This is a genomic window from Streptomyces sp. SID12488, from assembly GCF_010548275.1.
In the GTDB taxonomy this organism is placed as follows: Bacteria; Actinomycetota; Actinomycetes; order Streptomycetales; family Streptomycetaceae; genus Streptomyces.
On record NZ_JAAGLT010000005.1, the window covers coordinates 94668 to 111595 of the forward strand.

The window sequence follows — 16928 nt, forward strand, 5'->3', positions numbered from 1 at the left end:
GCTCAGGCTCCGAGAACCTCGCCGTCGGCGATCCGCACGCCCCGGGCCCAGTCGGCGGCGCGCATCGGCTTCTTCCCCTGCGCCTGCACCCACAGCAGCTCGACGGCGTGCGATCCGGTGCCGACGTACACGTTGTTCTTGCCGACGGAGAGCACGCCGGGAGCGAGATCGGTGCGCTCGGGCACGGGCGTGACGTGGATGAGCTTGAGCCGCTCGCCCCGGAACACCGTCCAGGCGCCGGGCGCGGGAGTGCACCCGCGCACGATCCGGTCGGCCCGGAGGGCGGGCACAGACCAGTCGACGTGAGCGTCCTCGACGGTGATCTTCGGCGCGAGGGTGATGCCGTCGGCGGGCTGCGGTACGGCCTTCAGGGTGCCGTCCTCGATGCCGTCCATGGTCGCGGCCAGCAGCCCGGAGCCGGCGAAGGCGAGCCGTGTCAGCAGGTCGCCGCTGGTGTCGGTGGGCCGGATCGTCTCGGTCACCGTGCCGTAGACGGGCCCGGAGTCGAGGCCCTCCTCGATGAGGAAGGTGGAGGCGCCGGTGATCTCGTCGCCGCCCATGATGGAGTGCTGCACGGGCGCCGCGCCACGCCAGGCGGGGAGCAGCGAGAAGTGCAGGTTGACCCAGCCGTGGGCGGGGATGTCGAGGGCGACGCGGGGCAGCAGGGCCCCGTAGGCGACCACAGGACAGCAGTCGGGCCCGATCTCCCGGAGCCTCGCGAGGAACGCCTCGTCCCTCGGCTTGACGGGCTTCAGCACCTCGATCCCGGCCTCCTCGGCCCGCTGGGCCACGGGGCTGGCGACCAGCCTGCGTCCCCGCCCGGCAGGCGCGTCGGGTCGCGTGACGACGGCGACCACTTCATGCCGTCCCGACCCGATCAGGGCATCCAGAGCGGGAACGGCGACCTCGGGGGTACCAGCGAAGACAAGCCTCATGGGTGGGCGGGGGCCTCTCGGACGGGATTCTGCGGGCAGCGCACCAGTCTATGACCGCGCTCGCCAGGGGGCGTACGCATATGTCCCTACGCCCCCGCACCGTGACCACTCACGCAAAATCGCGTTGGTCAAGAAAGAGTTGACCACAACGGGCCGCACACCGCGCGGCCCTTCCTTTTCAACGCCGGTTCGAGAGGCTTGTTCATGGCCGACCACGCAACCCACGACGCCCAGGCTCGGGCCAGCCTGCACTTGCTGGTGCGGGACATCGAGCGGGTCCGCCGGCAGGTGGACGCACTGCGCACGCTCACCGCCCAGTTGGGCAATGTCTACCGCCCGCGCCGCTCCGGCCCCTCCACGGGCTTCGTCGTCTACGGGCGCGCCCCCGCCCCGACCGTCCGCCTCGCCCAGGAGCTGCGGGACAGCGTCGAGACCCTGGTCACGGCCGCCGTGGACTTCGACCGCTCGCTCGGCTTCTCGTGGGACGCGGTGGGCTCCGCGCTCGGGGTCACCAAGCAGGCCGTCCACCGCCGTTACGGCGCCCGCCGTGCCGCCGCCCAGGCAGCGGCCGACGCCGAGCGCGCCACGGAGACCTCAGCAAGCCGCACGGTCGGCGTCGGCACGGTCAGCGGCGTCGGCACCGCCATGCCCACGGTGCCCGCGGCCCGGTCGATGCCGACCCAGCCGACGGCGGGCAGTCCAACCCTCCGCGACGAGGCAAGGCCCACGGCGTTCCAGCGCGACGAGTCGCGGCCCACAGCCTTCCCCGGCCCACGCAACGGCTGACCCGAACCACAACCCCACCCCACCCTCTGCCCTCCCGCCCCACCGCCGGGAGGGCAGAGGTGTACCCCGGGCCGCTCCCGCCTCACCCGATGTCGGGCGGATCGATCCGCACCCACACGCTCTCCTCGCCGCCCCGCCCCGCCCGAGCCATCCGCGCGGCCTGGGCAGCCTTCAGCGCGGCGGCCAGCGCGGACCCGCTCCCCGGTGGCACCCGGACCAACGCGCGCTCCCAGTGCTCGCCCGGCGGGGGCGCCCCTGTCCGCCGGGGCCGTCCCGTCGGCGTGACCGGCAGCGGCACCGGCCCCAACACCTGGGCGTCCTTCGGGAGTTCGGCCCCGGCGAGGAATCCGGCGACTGCCTCCGCCGTCCCGGCCACGGACGCCATCCTCGACACCGGCGGGAACCCGAGCTCGGCGCGCTCCGCGAGCTCCCGCACGGCATGCCCGACGGGATCCCACCGCACCAGCGCCTGCACCGGCCGCAGGGTGGGCTCGGCGACCACGACAACCGTCCCCCCCTGTGTCCCCTCCCCTCGCACGCCCTGTCCGCGTACGAGAGCCGCAGCCGCCATCCACCGCCGCAGCGCGTCCTCCCCGGCCCTCAGGTCGGGGCGCCCGAGCATGGCCCAGCCGTCCAGCAGCAGGGCAGCCGCATACCCGCCCTCGGCGACGGGCTCGGCGCCGGGCGTGCTGACGACCAGCGCGGGCGTCCCCGGCACCGTGTCCAGCACATGCTCGCGCCCGGAGGTCCGCACGGGCACGGCCGGAAATGCCCGCCCCAGTTCCTCGGCGGTCCGCCGCGCGCCCACGATCTGCGCCCGCAGCCGGAACCCGCCGCACTCCGGACAGTGCCAGGCGGTCTCCTCCCGCCCGCACCATGCGCACCATGGAGCCCCGGCGTCCCGCGCCTCCATCGGGCCGGCACAGTGCCGGCACCGGGCGGGTTCCCTGCACCGGGCGCAGGCAAGCCGCGGTACGTAGCCCCGCCGGGGCACCTGGATCAGCACCGGCCCGTGCTTCAGTCCGTCCCGCAGCGCCTGCCAGGCGAGGGTCGGCAGCCGTGCGGCCCGGGCGGCCTCGTCCCGGGCGAGATCCCCGTCGCCGACGGTCCGTACGAGCGGGGCAGCAGCCCGCACCTGCTCCCGCCCGGCGACCAGCGGCCGGGCCCACCCGCTCTCGACAAGCTGCGCGGCTTCCACCGTGCAGCTCCAACTCCCCAGCAGGAAGGCGCACTTGTCCTGCGCGGCCCGCAGCAACAGCACCTCGCGCGCATGCGGCTGCGGGGCGTGCGGCTCACTGTGGCTGTCGTCGCCGTCGTCCCAGATCGCGACGAGCCCCAGATCCCGGACGGGCGCGAACATGGCGGCCCGGGTCCCGACCACGGCACGTACAGCACCCCGCCGCACGGCGAGCCACTCCCGGTACCGCTTCTCGGGCCCGGCGTCGGCCGTGAGTACGGCGTGCCGTCCCTCCCCCAGGAGGGCGGTCAGGGCGGCGTCGACCCGCGCGACAGCACGTCCGTCCGGCACGACGACGAGCGCCCCGCGCCCGGAGGCGAGGGCCGCACCGACGGCCCGAGCCAGCTCCTCGCTCCACTCGGGCCCGGGCAGGGCGTTCCACACGGCACGCGGCGCACCTCCGGAGGCGAGCGTCTCGAGAAACGCGCCCCCCTGCTCGTACCGCCCCCAGGTGCCGGCATCGGGCGCCCCGGTGACGGGCAGACCCACGGCCGGGGCCGCTTTCTCCGCCCGGGCGTTGCGCGGCGGCACGGCCAGTTGCAGCACATCGGCGAGGCTCCCCGCGTACCGATCGGCGACGGCCCGAGCCAGCGAGAGCAGTTCCTCGCTCAGCACGACCTCGGGGGACACGACCTGTGCCAGCGCGGCCAGTGGCCCGGAGTAGTCGGATTCGGCGAGCCGTGCGACAAGGAACCCGTCGATGAGCCCCCCGCCCTCACGGCGCCCGTCCCGCACCCGATGCCGCCCGGCCCCGAACCTGACTCGCACCCGCACTCCGGGCTGCGCCTCGGCATCCAGCTCTTCGGGCACGGCATAGTCGAAGTAGCGGTCGAGGTGCAGCACGCCCTTGTCGACCAGGACCCGCGCGACCGGCAACTCCTTGGCGAGCGCGGCCCCCCGCCAGGTCCGCGGCTTGGCCCGCGGCGCCTTGGCCTGCCGGACGCTCTCCCGAATCAACGCAAGCTGCTCGGGCGGCGCCGCCCCGTCGGGCCTCCGGTCCCCGCCACTCCCCTGCCCGTTCTCGCTGCTCACGCCTGCATTCTTACCAAACGCCACTGACAACGGGCGGCGCCCGAACTCCCGAGATCAAGTCGGCAGCGGCACGAAATTCCAGATTCACCGCACGCCCAACGGACGCACTCCACCGAAGTAACCGCGGCCTGCGCACCGGGAGAGCACCACAGTAGGAAGCCGAGCCCCCACCCCGCCAGCCATTTCCCGACACGTCGAAGCCCGGCGCCCCCAACAGGACACCGGGCCTCGACGATCGATCAAGCAGTCCCCTGCGGGCCTTACAGACCGACAGCCTTCCGCAGCGCTTCCACGCGGTCCGTCCGCTCCCACGTGAAGTCGGGCAGCTCGCGGCCGAAGTGGCCGTACGCCGCCGTCTGGGCGTAGATCGGGCGCAGCAGGTCGAGGTCGCGGATGATCGCGGCCGGGCGGAGGTCGAAGACCGTGGTGATCGCGGCCTCGATCTTGTCGGCGTCGACCTTGGCCGTGCCGAAGGTCTCCACGAAGAGGCCCACCGGCTCGGCCTTGCCGATCGCGTACGCGACCTGGACCTCGCAGCGCGAGGCGAGGCCCGCGGCGACGACGTTCTTGGCGACCCAGCGCATCGCGTACGCCGCGGAGCGGTCGACCTTGGACGGGTCCTTGCCCGAGAAGGCGCCGCCGCCGTGCCGGGCCATGCCGCCGTACGTGTCGATGATGATCTTGCGGCCGGTGAGGCCCGCGTCGCCCATCGGGCCGCCGATCTCGAAGCGGCCGGTCGGGTTGACCAGCAGGCGGTAGCCGTCGGTCTCCAGCTTGATGCCGTCGTCGAGAAGAGCCTTCAGCTCGTGCTCCACGACGAACTCGCGGATGTCGGGAGCCAGAAGCGAGTCCAGGTCGATGTCGCTCGCGTGCTGCGAGGAGACGACGACCGTGTCCAGACGGACCGCCTTGTCACCGTCGTACTCGATGGTGACCTGGGTCTTGCCGTCGGGGCGCAGGTACGGGATCGTCCCGTTCTTGCGGACCTCGGACAGACGGCGCGCGAGACGGTGCGCGAGGTGGATCGGGAGCGGCATCAGCTCCGGGGTCTCGTCCGTCGCGTAGCCGAACATCAGGCCCTGGTCGCCGGCGCCCTGCTTGTCGAGTTCGTCCTCGTCGCCCTCGACGCGCTGCTCGTACGCCGTGTCGACCCCCTGCGCGATGTCCGGCGACTGCGAGCCGATCGACACGGACACGCCGCAGGAGGCGCCGTCGAAGCCCTTCTTCGAGGAGTCGTAGCCGATCTCCAGGATCTTGTCGCGCACCAGTTGCGGGATGGGCGCGTAGGCCTTGGTGGTGACCTCGCCGGCCACATGCACCAGGCCGGTGGTGATCAGCGTCTCGACGGCGACTCGGGACGTGGGGTCTTGGCGCAGAAGCGCATCGAGAATCGTGTCGCTGATCTGGTCAGCGATCTTGTCGGGGTGACCTTCGGTCACGGACTCCGAGGTGAAAAGGCGACGGGACACAACGCTCCCTGTGGTTGCAGCGGCTGCTGGCTGATCATTGGCGGACGGCTCGGGAGCTGCGCCCGGCGTCGTCCAAGAACAGTTTATCGGTCGCACTCGGCCATCCGCCCATCCGTCTCGCCTCTCGGAAGCGTCGTGACCTGCGACACGGGCATTCTGCCCATCACGAGCGGTGTGCGCCAGGGGGCGCCACGCCCCGAAGTACGGGACAGAAGGGATGTTGGGGATCTGTCGGGGCGGCGGAAATACTCACCGACGCTCACTCCAGGCGGCTGACGACCAGATCCCATACGACCTCGGCCAGTGCCTCCTTCGGCCCGTGCGGCACCAGGGTCTCGCTGCCGTCGGCGCCCAGCACGACGGCCTCGTTCTCCTCGGAACCGAAGGTCCGGCGCTCCCCCACCTCGTTGACGACGAGCAGGTCACACCCCTTGCGCCGCAGCTTCGTACGGCCGTTGGCGAGTACGTCGTCCGTCTCGGCGGCGAAGCCGACGACCACCTGGCCGGCTCGGGCGCGGTCGGCCGAGATCTCCGCGAGAATGTCTGGATTCCGGACCAGGGCGACGGGTTCGGGATCTTCGTCGTCCTTCTTCTTGATTTTGCCGGTCGCGTAGGCCACCGGGCGGAAGTCCGCGACCGCCGCGGCCATCACCACGGCGTCGGCGTCGGAGGCCGCCTTCAGCACGGCCTCGCGCAGTTGGACGGCCGTCCCCACGGGCACGACGTCCACACCTGCCGGGTCCGGCAGGCCGGTGTTCGCGGCGATCAGAGTGACCCGGGCGCCCCGCGCGGCGGCCGTACGGGCGAGCGCGTACCCCTGCTTGCCGGAGGAGCGGTTGCCGAGGAAGCGGACCGGGTCGAGGGGCTCGCGGGTGCCCCCGGCGCTGACGACGACGTGTCGGCCGACGAGGTCGGGTTCCGTCACACCCCGGGCCAGGACTCGGCGGCAGACCTCGAAGATCTCGGCCGGGTCGGGCAGACGTCCCTTGCCCGTGTCGACGCCGGTGAGGCGCCCCACGGCCGGTTCGATGACGAGGGCGCCGCGGCGGCGCAGTGTCGCCACGTTCTCCCGGGTGGCCGGATGCTCCCACATCTCCGTGTGCATCGCGGGGGCGAAGACGACCGGACAGCGGGCGGTGAGGAGGGTGTTCGTAAGCAGGTCGTCGGCGAGACCGTGGGCCGCCTTCGCGAGCATGTCGGCGGTGGCCGGGGCCACGACGACCAGGTCGGCCTGCTGTCCGATGCGGACGTGCGGGACCTCGTGGACGTCGTCCCAGACCTCGGTGGAGACGGGGTGGCCGGAGAGCGCGGACCAGGTCGCGGCGCCGACGAAGTGCAGGGCGGACCCGGTGGGGACGACGCGGACGTCGTGGCCGGACTCCGTCAGTCTCCGCAGCAGCTCACAGGCCTTGTACGCGGCGATGCCGCCACTGACCCCCAGTACGACCTTCGGCTTGCCCATCGGGCCTCCCCTGACTCGATACGCGCTCGACACCCGACTCGATACGCGTCTATGACACACCACAGGCCCGACAGTCGCGCTGTCGGGCCTGTGGATAAGTGAGCCGAAACTTGAAAATACTACTGCGCGGGGCCCTCAACGGCCTCGGACGTCAGCAGACCCGCGTTGATCTCACGCAGGGCGATCGAGAGCGGCTTCTCGTGGACATGGGTGTCCACGAGCGGACCGACGTACTCAAGGAGGCCCTCGCCGAGCTGCGAGTAGTACGCGTTGATCTGGCGGGCACGCTTGGCCGCGTAGATCACCAGGCTGTACTTCGAGTCGGTGGCTTCGAGGAGCTCGTCGATCGGAGGGTTGATGATGCCCTCGGGCGTGGAGATGGAAGAGGACACGCTCTGCCTTCCGAAAGGTGGGATGGGATCGAAAACGATCACACAACTTCCATCAAGGCTAGCAGCTCGCGCGCCACGTCCTCGACAGAGGTGTTGACCAGGGTCTCGTCGAACTCCGGCTCGGCGGCCAGTTCGATCTTGGCCGCCTCCAGGCGGCGTTCGATCACCTCGGGCGGTTCGGTGCCCCGCCCGGTCAGTCGGCGCACCAGCTCGTCCCAGGAGGGAGGAGCCAGGAACACCAGCAGAGCGTCCGACATGGACTCACGGACCTGCCGGGCGCCCTGGAGATCGATCTCCAGGAGGACCGACTCGCCGGACTCCAGACGCTCCAGCACGGCCGCACGCGGTGTGCCGTAGCGGTTGCCGGCGAACTCGGCCCACTCCAGGAGCTCGCCGTTGGCAATCAGCTTGTCCATCTCCTCGTCGGTGACGAAGAAGTAGTGGACGCCGTGCCGCTCACCGGGGCGCGGCTTTCGGGTCGTTGCCGACACCGAGAGCCACACCTCGGGGTGTGCCTTGCGCATATGAACGACGACCGTGCTCTTACCGACACCCGAGGGGCCGGAGAGCACGGTCAGCCGTGGACGTACGTCCGGGGGCTCGGGGGTCGTCCCCCGGAATGTTGCAGCCATGCGGCGATTATTCCAGGAATCCCGGGGTGCCAGGACTCAGGAGCCGGTGCTGCCGAACTCGCGCTCCAGGGAGGCGACTTGGTTTGAGCCAAGGCCACGCACCCGGCGGCTCTCGGAGATACCGAGTCGCTCCATGATCTGCTTGGCGCGGACCTTGCCCACGCCCGGGAGCGATTCGAGCAGGGCGGAGACCTTCATCTTGCCGATGACGTCGTTCTCGCGACCCTGCTTGATGACCTCGTGAAGGGAGGCGCCGGAGTGCTTGAGTCGATTCTTGACCTCGGCCCGCTCCCGGCGAGCCGCGGCGGCCTTTTCGAGCGCGGCTGCGCGCTGTTCAGGGGTAAGGGGCGGAAGAGCCACGCCTACGTCACCTCGGATGTCGAACTGTCGGATACGGACCGGTGAGGAAGCTAATCGCCCCTCACCTGGTGAGCTACGAGCAACACGCTCGCTCGTTGGCTCTCGTCGGAGACTAGCGGCCAAGTCCGCCAGAGTCAGCGAGAACAGCGGAAAAGTCCTGGTCAGCCTTCACCAGGTCGGATATTTCGGTCAAACTGCCCTGGATTTGAGAATGTATTCAGTCTCAAGGCGTCCGGAAGTCACTCATCGGAGGACTTCGCCGAACTGTGCGAATGCTCAGGTGGCGGCCACTGCGGCCCGGATCTCGTCCGCGAAGCGGTCCGACGCGTCCCGCAGTGCGGCGAGTTCGGGACCGTGACGCAGAACACCTCGGCTGACGTTCGGAACCACGTTCCGCAGTGCCGCCCCGAACACCCCGCGAAGATCGGCCGGGGTCGCCCCCTGCGCACCGACTCCGGGCGCCAGGAGAGGTCCGTTGATGTCGAGGTCGTAGGACGAGAGGTCACCGAGCGTGGCTCCGACGACCGCGCCGAAGGAGCCCATGGGCCGCTCCCCCGCGTTCTCTGCGGCGAGGTACGCCAGCATGGTCGCGCCGACGTTCAGCCCGTCCTCGCGGACGGCGTGCTGCACCTGACCGCCCTCGGGGTTGGAGGTCAGCGCCAGCACGAACAGGCCCACGCCGCTCTCCCGCGCGAGGTCGACCGCCGGCTGCAGGGAGCCGTAGCCGAGATACGGCGAGACGGTGAGCGCGTCCGAGAACAGCGGGGCGCCCTTCTCCAGGAAGGCCGCGGCGTACGCGGCCATGGTGGAGCCGATGTCGCCGCGCTTGGCGTCCATCACGACCAGCGTGCCGGCCTCCCGCGCCTCCTGGACCGTCTTCTCCAGCACGGCGACCCCGCGCGACCCGAACCGCTCGAAGAACGCGCTCTGCGGCTTCATCACCGCGACGCGTCCGGCCAGCGCCTCGACGACGGTGCGGCTGAACCGCTCCAGGCCGGCGACATCGTCGTTCAGCCCCCAGTCGAGGAGCAGGGAGGCGTGCGGGTCGATGCCGACACAGAGCGGGCCGCGCTCGTCCATGGCGCGACGCAGCCGGGCACCGAAGGGTTCCAGGACTGTCATACGGTCTTCCTCACGTCGGCGCCGACCGCGTCGGCGAGGGTGGCGTACGGGCTTGTACGGAGGCGGGCGGCGAGGCCCTTGTGGATGGCGCGTCCCCAGAAAGGGCCCTCGTATACGAAGGCGCTGTAGCCCTGTACGAGCGTGGCGCCGGCCAGGACGCGCTGCCAGGCGTCCTCGGCGTTCTCGATGCCGCCGACGCCCACCAGGGTGATCCGGTCGCCCACGCGCGCGTAGAGACGGCTCAGCACCTCCAGGGAGCGTGCCTTCAGGGGTGCGCCGGAGAGGCCGCCGGTCTCCTTCACCAGGGTGGGTTCGGAGGTCAGGCCGAGGCCCTCGCGCGCGATGGTGGTGTTCGTGGCGATGATCCCGTCCAGGCCCAGTTCGACGGCGAGGTCGGCCACGGCGTCCACGTCCTCGTCGGCGAGGTCGGGCGCGATCTTCACCAGCAGCGGGACACGGCGTGCGGTCACCGCACGGTCGGCGGCCTCACGGACGGCGCTGAGCAGCGGGCGCAGCGCCTCGGTGGCCTGGAGGTTGCGCAGGCCGGGCGTGTTGGGCGAGCTGACGTTGACGACGAGATAGTCGGCGTACTCGGCGAGCCGCTCGGTCGACTTCACGTAGTCGGCGACGGCCTCGACCTCGGGGACGGCCTTGGTCTTGCCGATGTTGACGCCGACGACGGTCCTGAAGACCGCCTCCCGGCTCGCCAGACGGGCCGCCACGGCCAGCGAACCCTCGTTGTTGAACCCCATGCGGTTGATGAGCGCCCGGTCCGGCACAAGGCGGAACAGCCGCTTCCTGGGGTTGCCTGGCTGCGGCTCCCCCGTGACCGTGCCGATCTCGACGTGGTCGAAGCCGAGCATCGACATCCCGTCGACGGCGATGGCGTTCTTGTCGAAGCCGGCCGCGAGCCCGAAGGGCCCGTGCATCCGCAGCCCGAAGGCCTCGGTGCGCAGTTCCTCGTACCGGGGTGCGAGGGCGGCGGCGACGAACGTCCGCAGCACGGGGACGCGGGCGGCGAGGCGGATCCAGCGGAAGGCGAGGTGATGGGCCGCTTCGGGGTCCATCCGTTTGAAGACCAGTCGGAAGAAAAGCTTGTACATGGTGGTGTCCTCGCTACGGCCTCGCGGTGAGGCCTCATGAAGAGGGGGACACCGTTTCCGGTGTCCCCCTCAGGGCTGCTAGTCGCGGGCCGCGGTCAACTGTTCGGCGTGTTCCTGGAGGGAACGCACGCCCACGTCACCCTGTTTGAGGGCGTCGATGCCCTGGACGGCCGCGGCGAGCGCCTGGACTGTCGTCAGGCAGGGCACGGACCGTGCCACGGCCGCCGTACGGATCTCGTAGCCGTCGAGGCGGCCTCCGGTGCCGTACGGCGTGTTGACGATGAGGTCGACCTCGCCGTCGTGGATGAGCTGGACGATGGTCTTCTCGCCGTTGGGACCCGTGCCCTCGTTCTGCTTGCGGACGACCCTCGCGTTGAGGCCGTTGCGCCTGAGGACCTCGGCCGTGCCGGAGGTGGCGAGCAGTTCGAAGCCGTGGGCGACCAGTTCACGAGCCGGGAAGATCATCGAACGCTTGTCCCGGTTGGCGACGGAGATGAACGCGCGCCCCTTCGTCGGCAGCGGACCGTACGCCCCCGCCTGCGACTTGGCGTACGCCGTGCCGAAGACGGAGTCGATGCCCATGACCTCGCCGGTGGACCGCATCTCCGGGCCGAGCACGGTGTCGACGCCTCGCCCGGAGGTGTCCCGGAAGCGGTTCCAGGGCATGACGGCCTCCTTGACGGAGATCGGCGCGTCCAGCGGCAGTTCGCCACCGTCGCCGGTCGCCGGGAGCAGTCCCTCGGCCCGCAGTTCGGCGACGGTCGCGCCGAGCGAGATCCGGGCGGCGGCCTTGGCCAGCGGCACCGCGGTCGCCTTCGAGGTGAAGGGGACCGTACGGGACGCGCGCGGGTTGGCCTCCAGGACGTAGAGGATGTCGCCGGCCAGCGCGAACTGGATGTTGATCAGGCCTACGACGCCGACTCCGCGCGCGATGGCCTCGGTCGAGGTCCGCAGCCGCTTGATGTCGAAGCCGCCCAGGGTGATCGGGGGCAGCGCGCACGCCGAGTCGCCGGAGTGGATACCGGCCTCCTCGATGTGCTCCATGACGCCGCCGAGGTACAGCTCCTCGCCGTCGTACAGGGCGTCGACGTCGATCTCGATCGCGTCGTCGAGGAAGCGGTCGACCAGAACCGGCCGGGAGGGGCTGATCTCGGTCGACTCGGCGATGTAGGAGGACAGCCGGGTCTCGTCGTACACGATCTCCATGCCGCGTCCACCGAGGACGTACGACGGGCGTACGAGGACCGGGTAGCCGATCTCGTCCGCGATCGCCTTGGCCTCGGCGAAGGTGGTCGCCGTGCCGTGCTTGGGGGCCGGCAGACCGGCCTCCGCGAGGACCCGGCCGAAGGCTCCCCTGTCCTCGGCGGCGTGGATGGCCTCGGGCGGGGTGCCCACGACCGGTACGCCGTTGTCCTTGAGGGCCTGCGCGAGGCCGAGCGGGGTCTGACCGCCGAGCTGCACGATCACGCCCGCGATCGGGCCCGCGAGGGACTCCGCGTGGACGATCTCCAGTACGTCTTCCAGCGTCAGCGGCTCGAAGTACAGGCGGTCGGAGGTGTCGTAGTCCGTGGAGACGGTCTCAGGGTTGCAGTTGACCATCACGGTCTCGTAGCCCGCGTCGCTCAGCGCGAAGGAGGCGTGGACACAGGAGTAGTCGAACTCGATGCCCTGGCCGATGCGGTTGGGACCGGAGCCGAGAATGATCACGGCCGCCTTCTCACGCGGCGCGACCTCCGTCTCCTCGTCGTACGAGGAGTAGAAGTAGGGCGTCTTCGCCGCGAACTCGGCGGCGCACGTGTCGACCGTCTTGTACACCGGGCGCACGCCCAGCGCGTGCCGTACCTCGCGCACGACGTCCTCGCGCAGGCCCCGGATCTCGCCGATCTGCTGGTCGGAGAAGCCGTGCCGCTTGGCCTCGGCCAGGAGTTCGGGGTTCAACCGCTCCGCCTCGGCCAGTTCGTCCGCGATCTCCTTGATGAGGAACAGCTGGTCGACGAACCACGGGTCGATCTTCGTGGCCTCGAAGACCTCCTCGGGCGTGGCGCCCGCGCGGATGGCCTGCATGACGGTGTTGATGCGCCCGTCGGTCGGCCGTACGGACTCCGTCAGCAGCTCCGCCTTGTCGCCGGGCTCGCCGACGAACGTGAACTGGCTGCCCTTCTTCTCCAGCGACCGCAGCGCCTTCTGGAGGGCCTCGGTGAAGTTGCGGCCGATGGCCATGGCCTCGCCGACCGACTTCATGGTCGTGGTCAACGTCGAGTCCGCCGAAGGGAACTTCTCGAAAGCGAACCGCGGGGCCTTGACCACGACGTAGTCGAGCGTCGGCTCGAAGGACGCCGGGGTCTTCTCCGTGATGTCGTTCGGGATCTCGTCGAGGGTGTATCCGACGGCCAGCTTCGCGGCGATCTTGGCGATCGGGAAGCCGGTCGCCTTGGAGGCGAGGGCCGAGGAACGCGACACGCGCGGGTTCATCTCGATGACGATGACGCGGCCGTCGTCAGGGTTGATCGCGAACTGGATGTTGCAGCCGCCGGTGTCGACCCCGACCTCGCGGATGATCGCGATGCCGATGTCACGGAGGCGCTGGTACTCGCGGTCGGTCAGCGTCATCGAGGGCGCGACGGTGATCGAGTCGCCGGTGTGCACGCCCATGGGGTCGAAGTTCTCGATGGAGCAGACGACCACGACGTTGTCGTTCTTGTCGCGCATCAGCTCCAGCTCGTACTCCTTCCAGCCGAGGATGGACTCCTCCAGGAGCACCTCGGTGGTCGGGGAGAGGGTCAGGCCCTGGCCGGCGATCCGGCGCAGCTCTTCCTCGTCGTGGGCGAAGCCGGAGCCGGCGCCGCCCATGGTGAAGGAGGGCCGGACGACGACGGGGTAGCCGCCGAGCGTCTCCACGCCCCCGATCACGTCGTCCATGGAGTGACAGATGACCGAACGGGCGGACTCGCCGTGCCCGATCTTCGCGCGGACGGCCTCGACGACGCCCTTGAAGAGGTCGCGGTCCTCGCCCTTGTTGATCGCCTCGACGTTGGCGCCGATCAGCTCGACACCGTACTTCTCCAGCACACCCTGCTCGTGCATGGAGATCGCGGTGTTCAGAGCGGTCTGGCCGCCGAGCGTGGGGAGCAGCGCGTCCGGGCGCTCCTTGGCGATGATCTTCTCGACGAATTCCGGGGTGATCGGCTCGACGTAGGTGGCGTCGGCGATCTCCGGGTCGGTCATGATCGTCGCCGGGTTGGAGTTGACCAGGATGACCCGGATGCCCTCGGCTCGCAGGATGCGGCACGCCTGGGTGCCGGAGTAGTCGAACTCGGCGGCCTGTCCGATGACGATCGGGCCGGAGCCGATGACCAGGACGGACTGGATATCGGTGCGCTTAGGCACGCTGGCCCTCCATCTGGACTGTGCTCATCAAAGACGTGAAGCGGTCGAACAGGTAGGCGGCGTCATGCGGGCCCGCTGCCGCCTCGGGGTGGTACTGGACGCTGAACGCAGGCCGGTCGAGCAGCCTGAGCCCTTCCACGACCTGGTCGTTCAGACAGACGTGCGAGACCTCGGCGCGCCCGTAGGGCGTCTCGGAGACCCGGTCGAGCGGCGCGTCCACGGCGAAGCCGTGGTTGTGGGCGGTGACCTCGACCTTGCCGGTCGTACGGTCCTGAACGGGCTGGTTGATGCCCCGGTGGCCGTACTTCAGCTTGTACGTGCCGAAGCCGAGCGCACGGCCCAGGATCTGGTTGCCGAAGCAGATACCGAAGAGCGGTGTGCCACGCTCCAGGACGGCCCGCATGAGGGCGACCGGGTGGTCGGCGGTGGCCGGGTCGCCCGGCCCGTTGGAGAAGAACACACCGTCGGGCTTGACGGCGTACACGTCCTCCACGGTCGCCGTGGCGGGCAGTACGTGCACCTCGATGCCGCGTTCGGCCATCCGGTGCGGGGTCATGCCCTTGATGCCGAGGTCGACGGCGGCGACGGTGAACTTCTTCTCACCGATCGCGGGGACGACGTACGTCTCCTTGGTGGCGACCTCCGCCGAGAGGTCGGCGCCCGTCATCTCGGGGGCCTGGCGCACCTCGGCGAGCATGGTGCCGTCATCGGGCAGCGCGTTGCCGGAGAAGATGCCGACGCGCATGGCACCGCGCTCCCGCAGATGCCGCGTCAGCGCGCGCGTGTCGATGCCGGAGATGCCGACCACGCCCTGGTTGCGCAGTTCCTCGTCGAGGGAGCGCCGGGAGCGCCAGTTGGAGGGCACGCGCGCGGGGTCCCGTACGACATAGCCCGCGACCCAGATCCGCTGCGACTCCGGGTCCTCGTCGTTGACGCCGGTGTTGCCGACGTGCGGGGCGGTCATCACGACCACCTGGCGGTGGTACGACGGGTCGGTGAGGGTCTCCTGGTAGCCGGTCATGCCGGTCGAGAAGACGGCCTCTCCGAAGGTCACCCCCACGGCCCCGTAGGCACGGCCGCGGAAGATCCGGCCGTCCTCCAGGACGAGTACGGCGGGAGTTGTGGTGGCTCCCCGGGTGGAGGTCGTCATCGTGCGCCTTCCGTTTCCGTCGTCTTGTTGATCATCTGGTTCAGGGTGCGGACCCACTCGTTGTGCTCGGCCGCGCGGTCGGAGCGGAACCCGGAGTCGAGCAGCTTGCCGCCGTGCTCCCAGGTGACGACCAGCAGGCCGCCCTCGCTGAGGACCTTGCCCGCGATGCCCTTGTCGAGCCGGGCCTCGCGCAGGGCCTCCAGGGGGACGTAGAAGTCGGCCGCACCGGGGCGTACGACGTCCAGTCCCGCGTCCGTCAGTGTCAGCTCGACCCGGCTGCGGGTGCCCAGGCCGTGCGCCACGATGCGGTCCAGCCACTGACCGGCGGTGGTGGAGCCGTGGTAGCGCCCGCTCATCGTCAGTTTCGCCTCGCCGGGCTCATCCGGCGCGACGAGCAGCTCGGGCAGGTCGCCCTGGAGCGTGCCGCGCCACTTCCATCCCTCGCGCATCAGCCAGTAGATGAGCGCGACGAAGAGCGCGAGCCCCACCAGCCAGCCCACGCGGGCGGCCCAGTCGGTCACCTCCGCCGACTTCTGTTCGGCGGCGACGTACGTCAAATGCGGCAGTGATGTCACGCGAGCTTCCCGTCGACGAGCGTGGCCTTGCCCCGGAGCCACGTGTGCGTGACACGGCCCGGCAGCTCACGGCCCTCGTACGGGGTGTTGCGGCTGCGGGAGGCGAAGCCCGCGGGGTCCACCGACCCACGGTATGCCGTGTCGACGAGCGTGAGGTTGGCGGGCTCACCTGCCGAGACGGGGCGGCCGTGGCCCGTCGCCCGCCCGATGCGAGCGGGGGCGAAGGACATGCGGTCGGCGACGGTCGCCCAGTCCAGCAGTCCGGTGTCCACCATCGTCTCCTGGACCACTGACAACGCGGTCTCCAGGCCGACCATGCCCATGGCGGCGGCGGCCCACTCGCAGTCCTTGTCCTCGTGCGGGTGCGGGGCGTGGTCGGTGGCGACGATGTCGATCGTGCCGTCGGCGAGCGCCTCGCGCAGGGCCAGCACATCGCGCTCGGTGCGCAGCGGCGGGTTGACCTTGTAGACCGGGTTGTACGTCCGGACCAGCTCGTCGGTGAGGAGGAGGTGGTGCGGGGTCACCTCGGCGGTGACGTCGATGCCCCGAGACTTCGCCCAGCGGATGATCTCGACGGACCCGGCGGTCGACAGATGGCAGATGTGGACCCGCGACCCGACGTGCTCGGCGAGCAGCACATCACGCGCGATGACCGACTCCTCGGCGACAGCGGGCCAGCCCCCGAGCCCCAGCTCGGCCGACACCACACCCTCGTTCATCTGGGCGCCCTCGGTCAGCCGCGGCTCCTGCGCGTGCTGGGCGACGACTCCGCCGAAGGCCTTCACGTACTCCAGCGCCCGCCGCATGATCACGGCGTCGTCGACGCACTTGCCGTCGTCGGAGAAGACGGTGACACCGGCCGCCGACTCGTGCATGGCGCCCAGCTCGGCGAGCTTCTTGCCCTCCAGGCCGACGGTGACGGCCCCGATGGGCTGCACGTCGCAGTAGCCGTGCTCCTGCCCGAGCCGGTAGACCTGCTCGACCACACCGGCGGTGTCGGCGACCGGGAAGGTGTTGGCCATGGCGAACACGGCCGTGAAGCCGCCGCTCGCCGCAGCCCTGGTCCCGGTCAGCACCGTCTCGGAGTCCTCGCGCCCCGGCTCACGCAGATGCGTGTGCAGATCGACGAGCCCCGGCAGCAGCACCTTCCCCTCGGCCTCGACGACCTCGGCCCCTTCGGCGGACAGCCCGGCACCCACAGCGGCGATGGTCCCGCCGTCGATCAGCACGTCCTGCGGCTCGCCACCGAGCACCCGCGCACCACGAATAAGGATCTTGCCCATGTG

General features: G+C 70.5%; 14 protein-coding genes. 1 reads left to right on the forward strand and 13 read right to left on the reverse strand.

Annotated features, from left to right (window positions below; translation table 11 throughout):
- Positions 1-2: 2 nt before the first annotated feature.
- Positions 3-935, reverse strand: coding sequence for a methionyl-tRNA formyltransferase (gene fmt / locus G3I56_RS10315; RefSeq protein ID WP_164408608.1), 933 nt, complete (start codon positions 933-935; stop codon positions 3-5).
- A 204-nt stretch (positions 936-1139) separates the two neighbouring features.
- Here fmt and G3I56_RS10320 point away from each other — a divergent pair, with 204 nt between their 5' ends.
- Positions 1140-1721, forward strand: coding sequence for a hypothetical protein (locus G3I56_RS10320; RefSeq protein ID WP_164408609.1), 582 nt, complete (start codon positions 1140-1142; stop codon positions 1719-1721).
- A gap of 82 nt (positions 1722-1803) precedes the next feature.
- Here G3I56_RS10320 and G3I56_RS10325 read toward each other — a convergent pair whose 3' ends face one another.
- From G3I56_RS10325 to G3I56_RS10380, 12 genes are all read right to left on the reverse strand, one after another.
- Positions 1804-3990, reverse strand: coding sequence for a primosomal protein N' (locus tag G3I56_RS10325; protein WP_164408610.1), 2187 nt, complete (start codon positions 3988-3990; stop codon positions 1804-1806).
- Between the two features lie 260 nt (positions 3991-4250).
- Entirely contained in the window at positions 4251-5459 is a 1209-nt protein-coding gene (metK, locus tag G3I56_RS10330) for a methionine adenosyltransferase (protein WP_164408611.1), read from the reverse strand.
- Between the two features lie 259 nt (positions 5460-5718).
- Positions 5719-6921: a bifunctional phosphopantothenoylcysteine decarboxylase/phosphopantothenate--cysteine ligase CoaBC gene (gene coaBC, locus G3I56_RS10335; protein WP_164408612.1), complete on the reverse strand. Its 1203-nt coding sequence runs from the start codon at positions 6919-6921 to the stop codon at positions 5719-5721.
- 119 nt (positions 6922-7040) lie between these two features.
- Complete coding sequence (gene rpoZ, locus G3I56_RS10340) at positions 7041-7313, reverse strand: DNA-directed RNA polymerase subunit omega (protein ID WP_006382157.1); 273 nt, start codon at positions 7311-7313, stop codon at positions 7041-7043.
- Between the two features lie 38 nt (positions 7314-7351).
- Positions 7352-7945, reverse strand: coding sequence for a guanylate kinase (gmk, locus tag G3I56_RS10345; RefSeq protein ID WP_164408613.1), 594 nt, complete (start codon positions 7943-7945; stop codon positions 7352-7354).
- Positions 7946-7981: 36 nt separating this feature from the next.
- Complete coding sequence (locus G3I56_RS10350) at positions 7982-8305, reverse strand: integration host factor (RefSeq protein WP_164315001.1); 324 nt, start codon at positions 8303-8305, stop codon at positions 7982-7984.
- Positions 8306-8581: 276 nt separating this feature from the next.
- On the reverse strand, positions 8582-9427 hold the full coding sequence (gene pyrF, locus G3I56_RS10355; protein WP_164408614.1) for an orotidine-5'-phosphate decarboxylase: 846 nt from the start codon (positions 9425-9427) through the stop codon (positions 8582-8584).
- Positions 9424-10530: a quinone-dependent dihydroorotate dehydrogenase gene (locus G3I56_RS10360; RefSeq protein WP_164408615.1), complete on the reverse strand. Its 1107-nt coding sequence runs from the start codon at positions 10528-10530 to the stop codon at positions 9424-9426. The genes pyrF and G3I56_RS10360 overlap by 4 nt, the downstream gene beginning before the upstream one ends.
- A 78-nt stretch (positions 10531-10608) precedes the next feature.
- The gene (gene carB, locus G3I56_RS10365; RefSeq protein ID WP_164408616.1) at positions 10609-13917 is read right to left on the reverse strand and encodes a carbamoyl-phosphate synthase large subunit; all 3309 of its coding nucleotides are present in this window, start codon (positions 13915-13917) and stop codon (positions 10609-10611) included.
- On the reverse strand, positions 13910-15067 hold the full coding sequence (carA, locus tag G3I56_RS10370; RefSeq protein WP_164408617.1) for a glutamine-hydrolyzing carbamoyl-phosphate synthase small subunit: 1158 nt from the start codon (positions 15065-15067) through the stop codon (positions 13910-13912). Before carA ends, carB begins: the two co-directional genes overlap by 8 nt.
- The gene (locus G3I56_RS10375) at positions 15064-15642 is read right to left on the reverse strand and encodes a hypothetical protein (protein WP_164408618.1); all 579 of its coding nucleotides are present in this window, start codon (positions 15640-15642) and stop codon (positions 15064-15066) included. Before G3I56_RS10375 ends, carA begins: the two co-directional genes overlap by 4 nt.
- Positions 15639-16925, reverse strand: coding sequence for a dihydroorotase (locus G3I56_RS10380; RefSeq protein ID WP_164408619.1), 1287 nt, complete (start codon positions 16923-16925; stop codon positions 15639-15641). Before G3I56_RS10380 ends, G3I56_RS10375 begins: the two co-directional genes overlap by 4 nt.
- Positions 16926-16928: the final 3 nt, after the last annotated feature.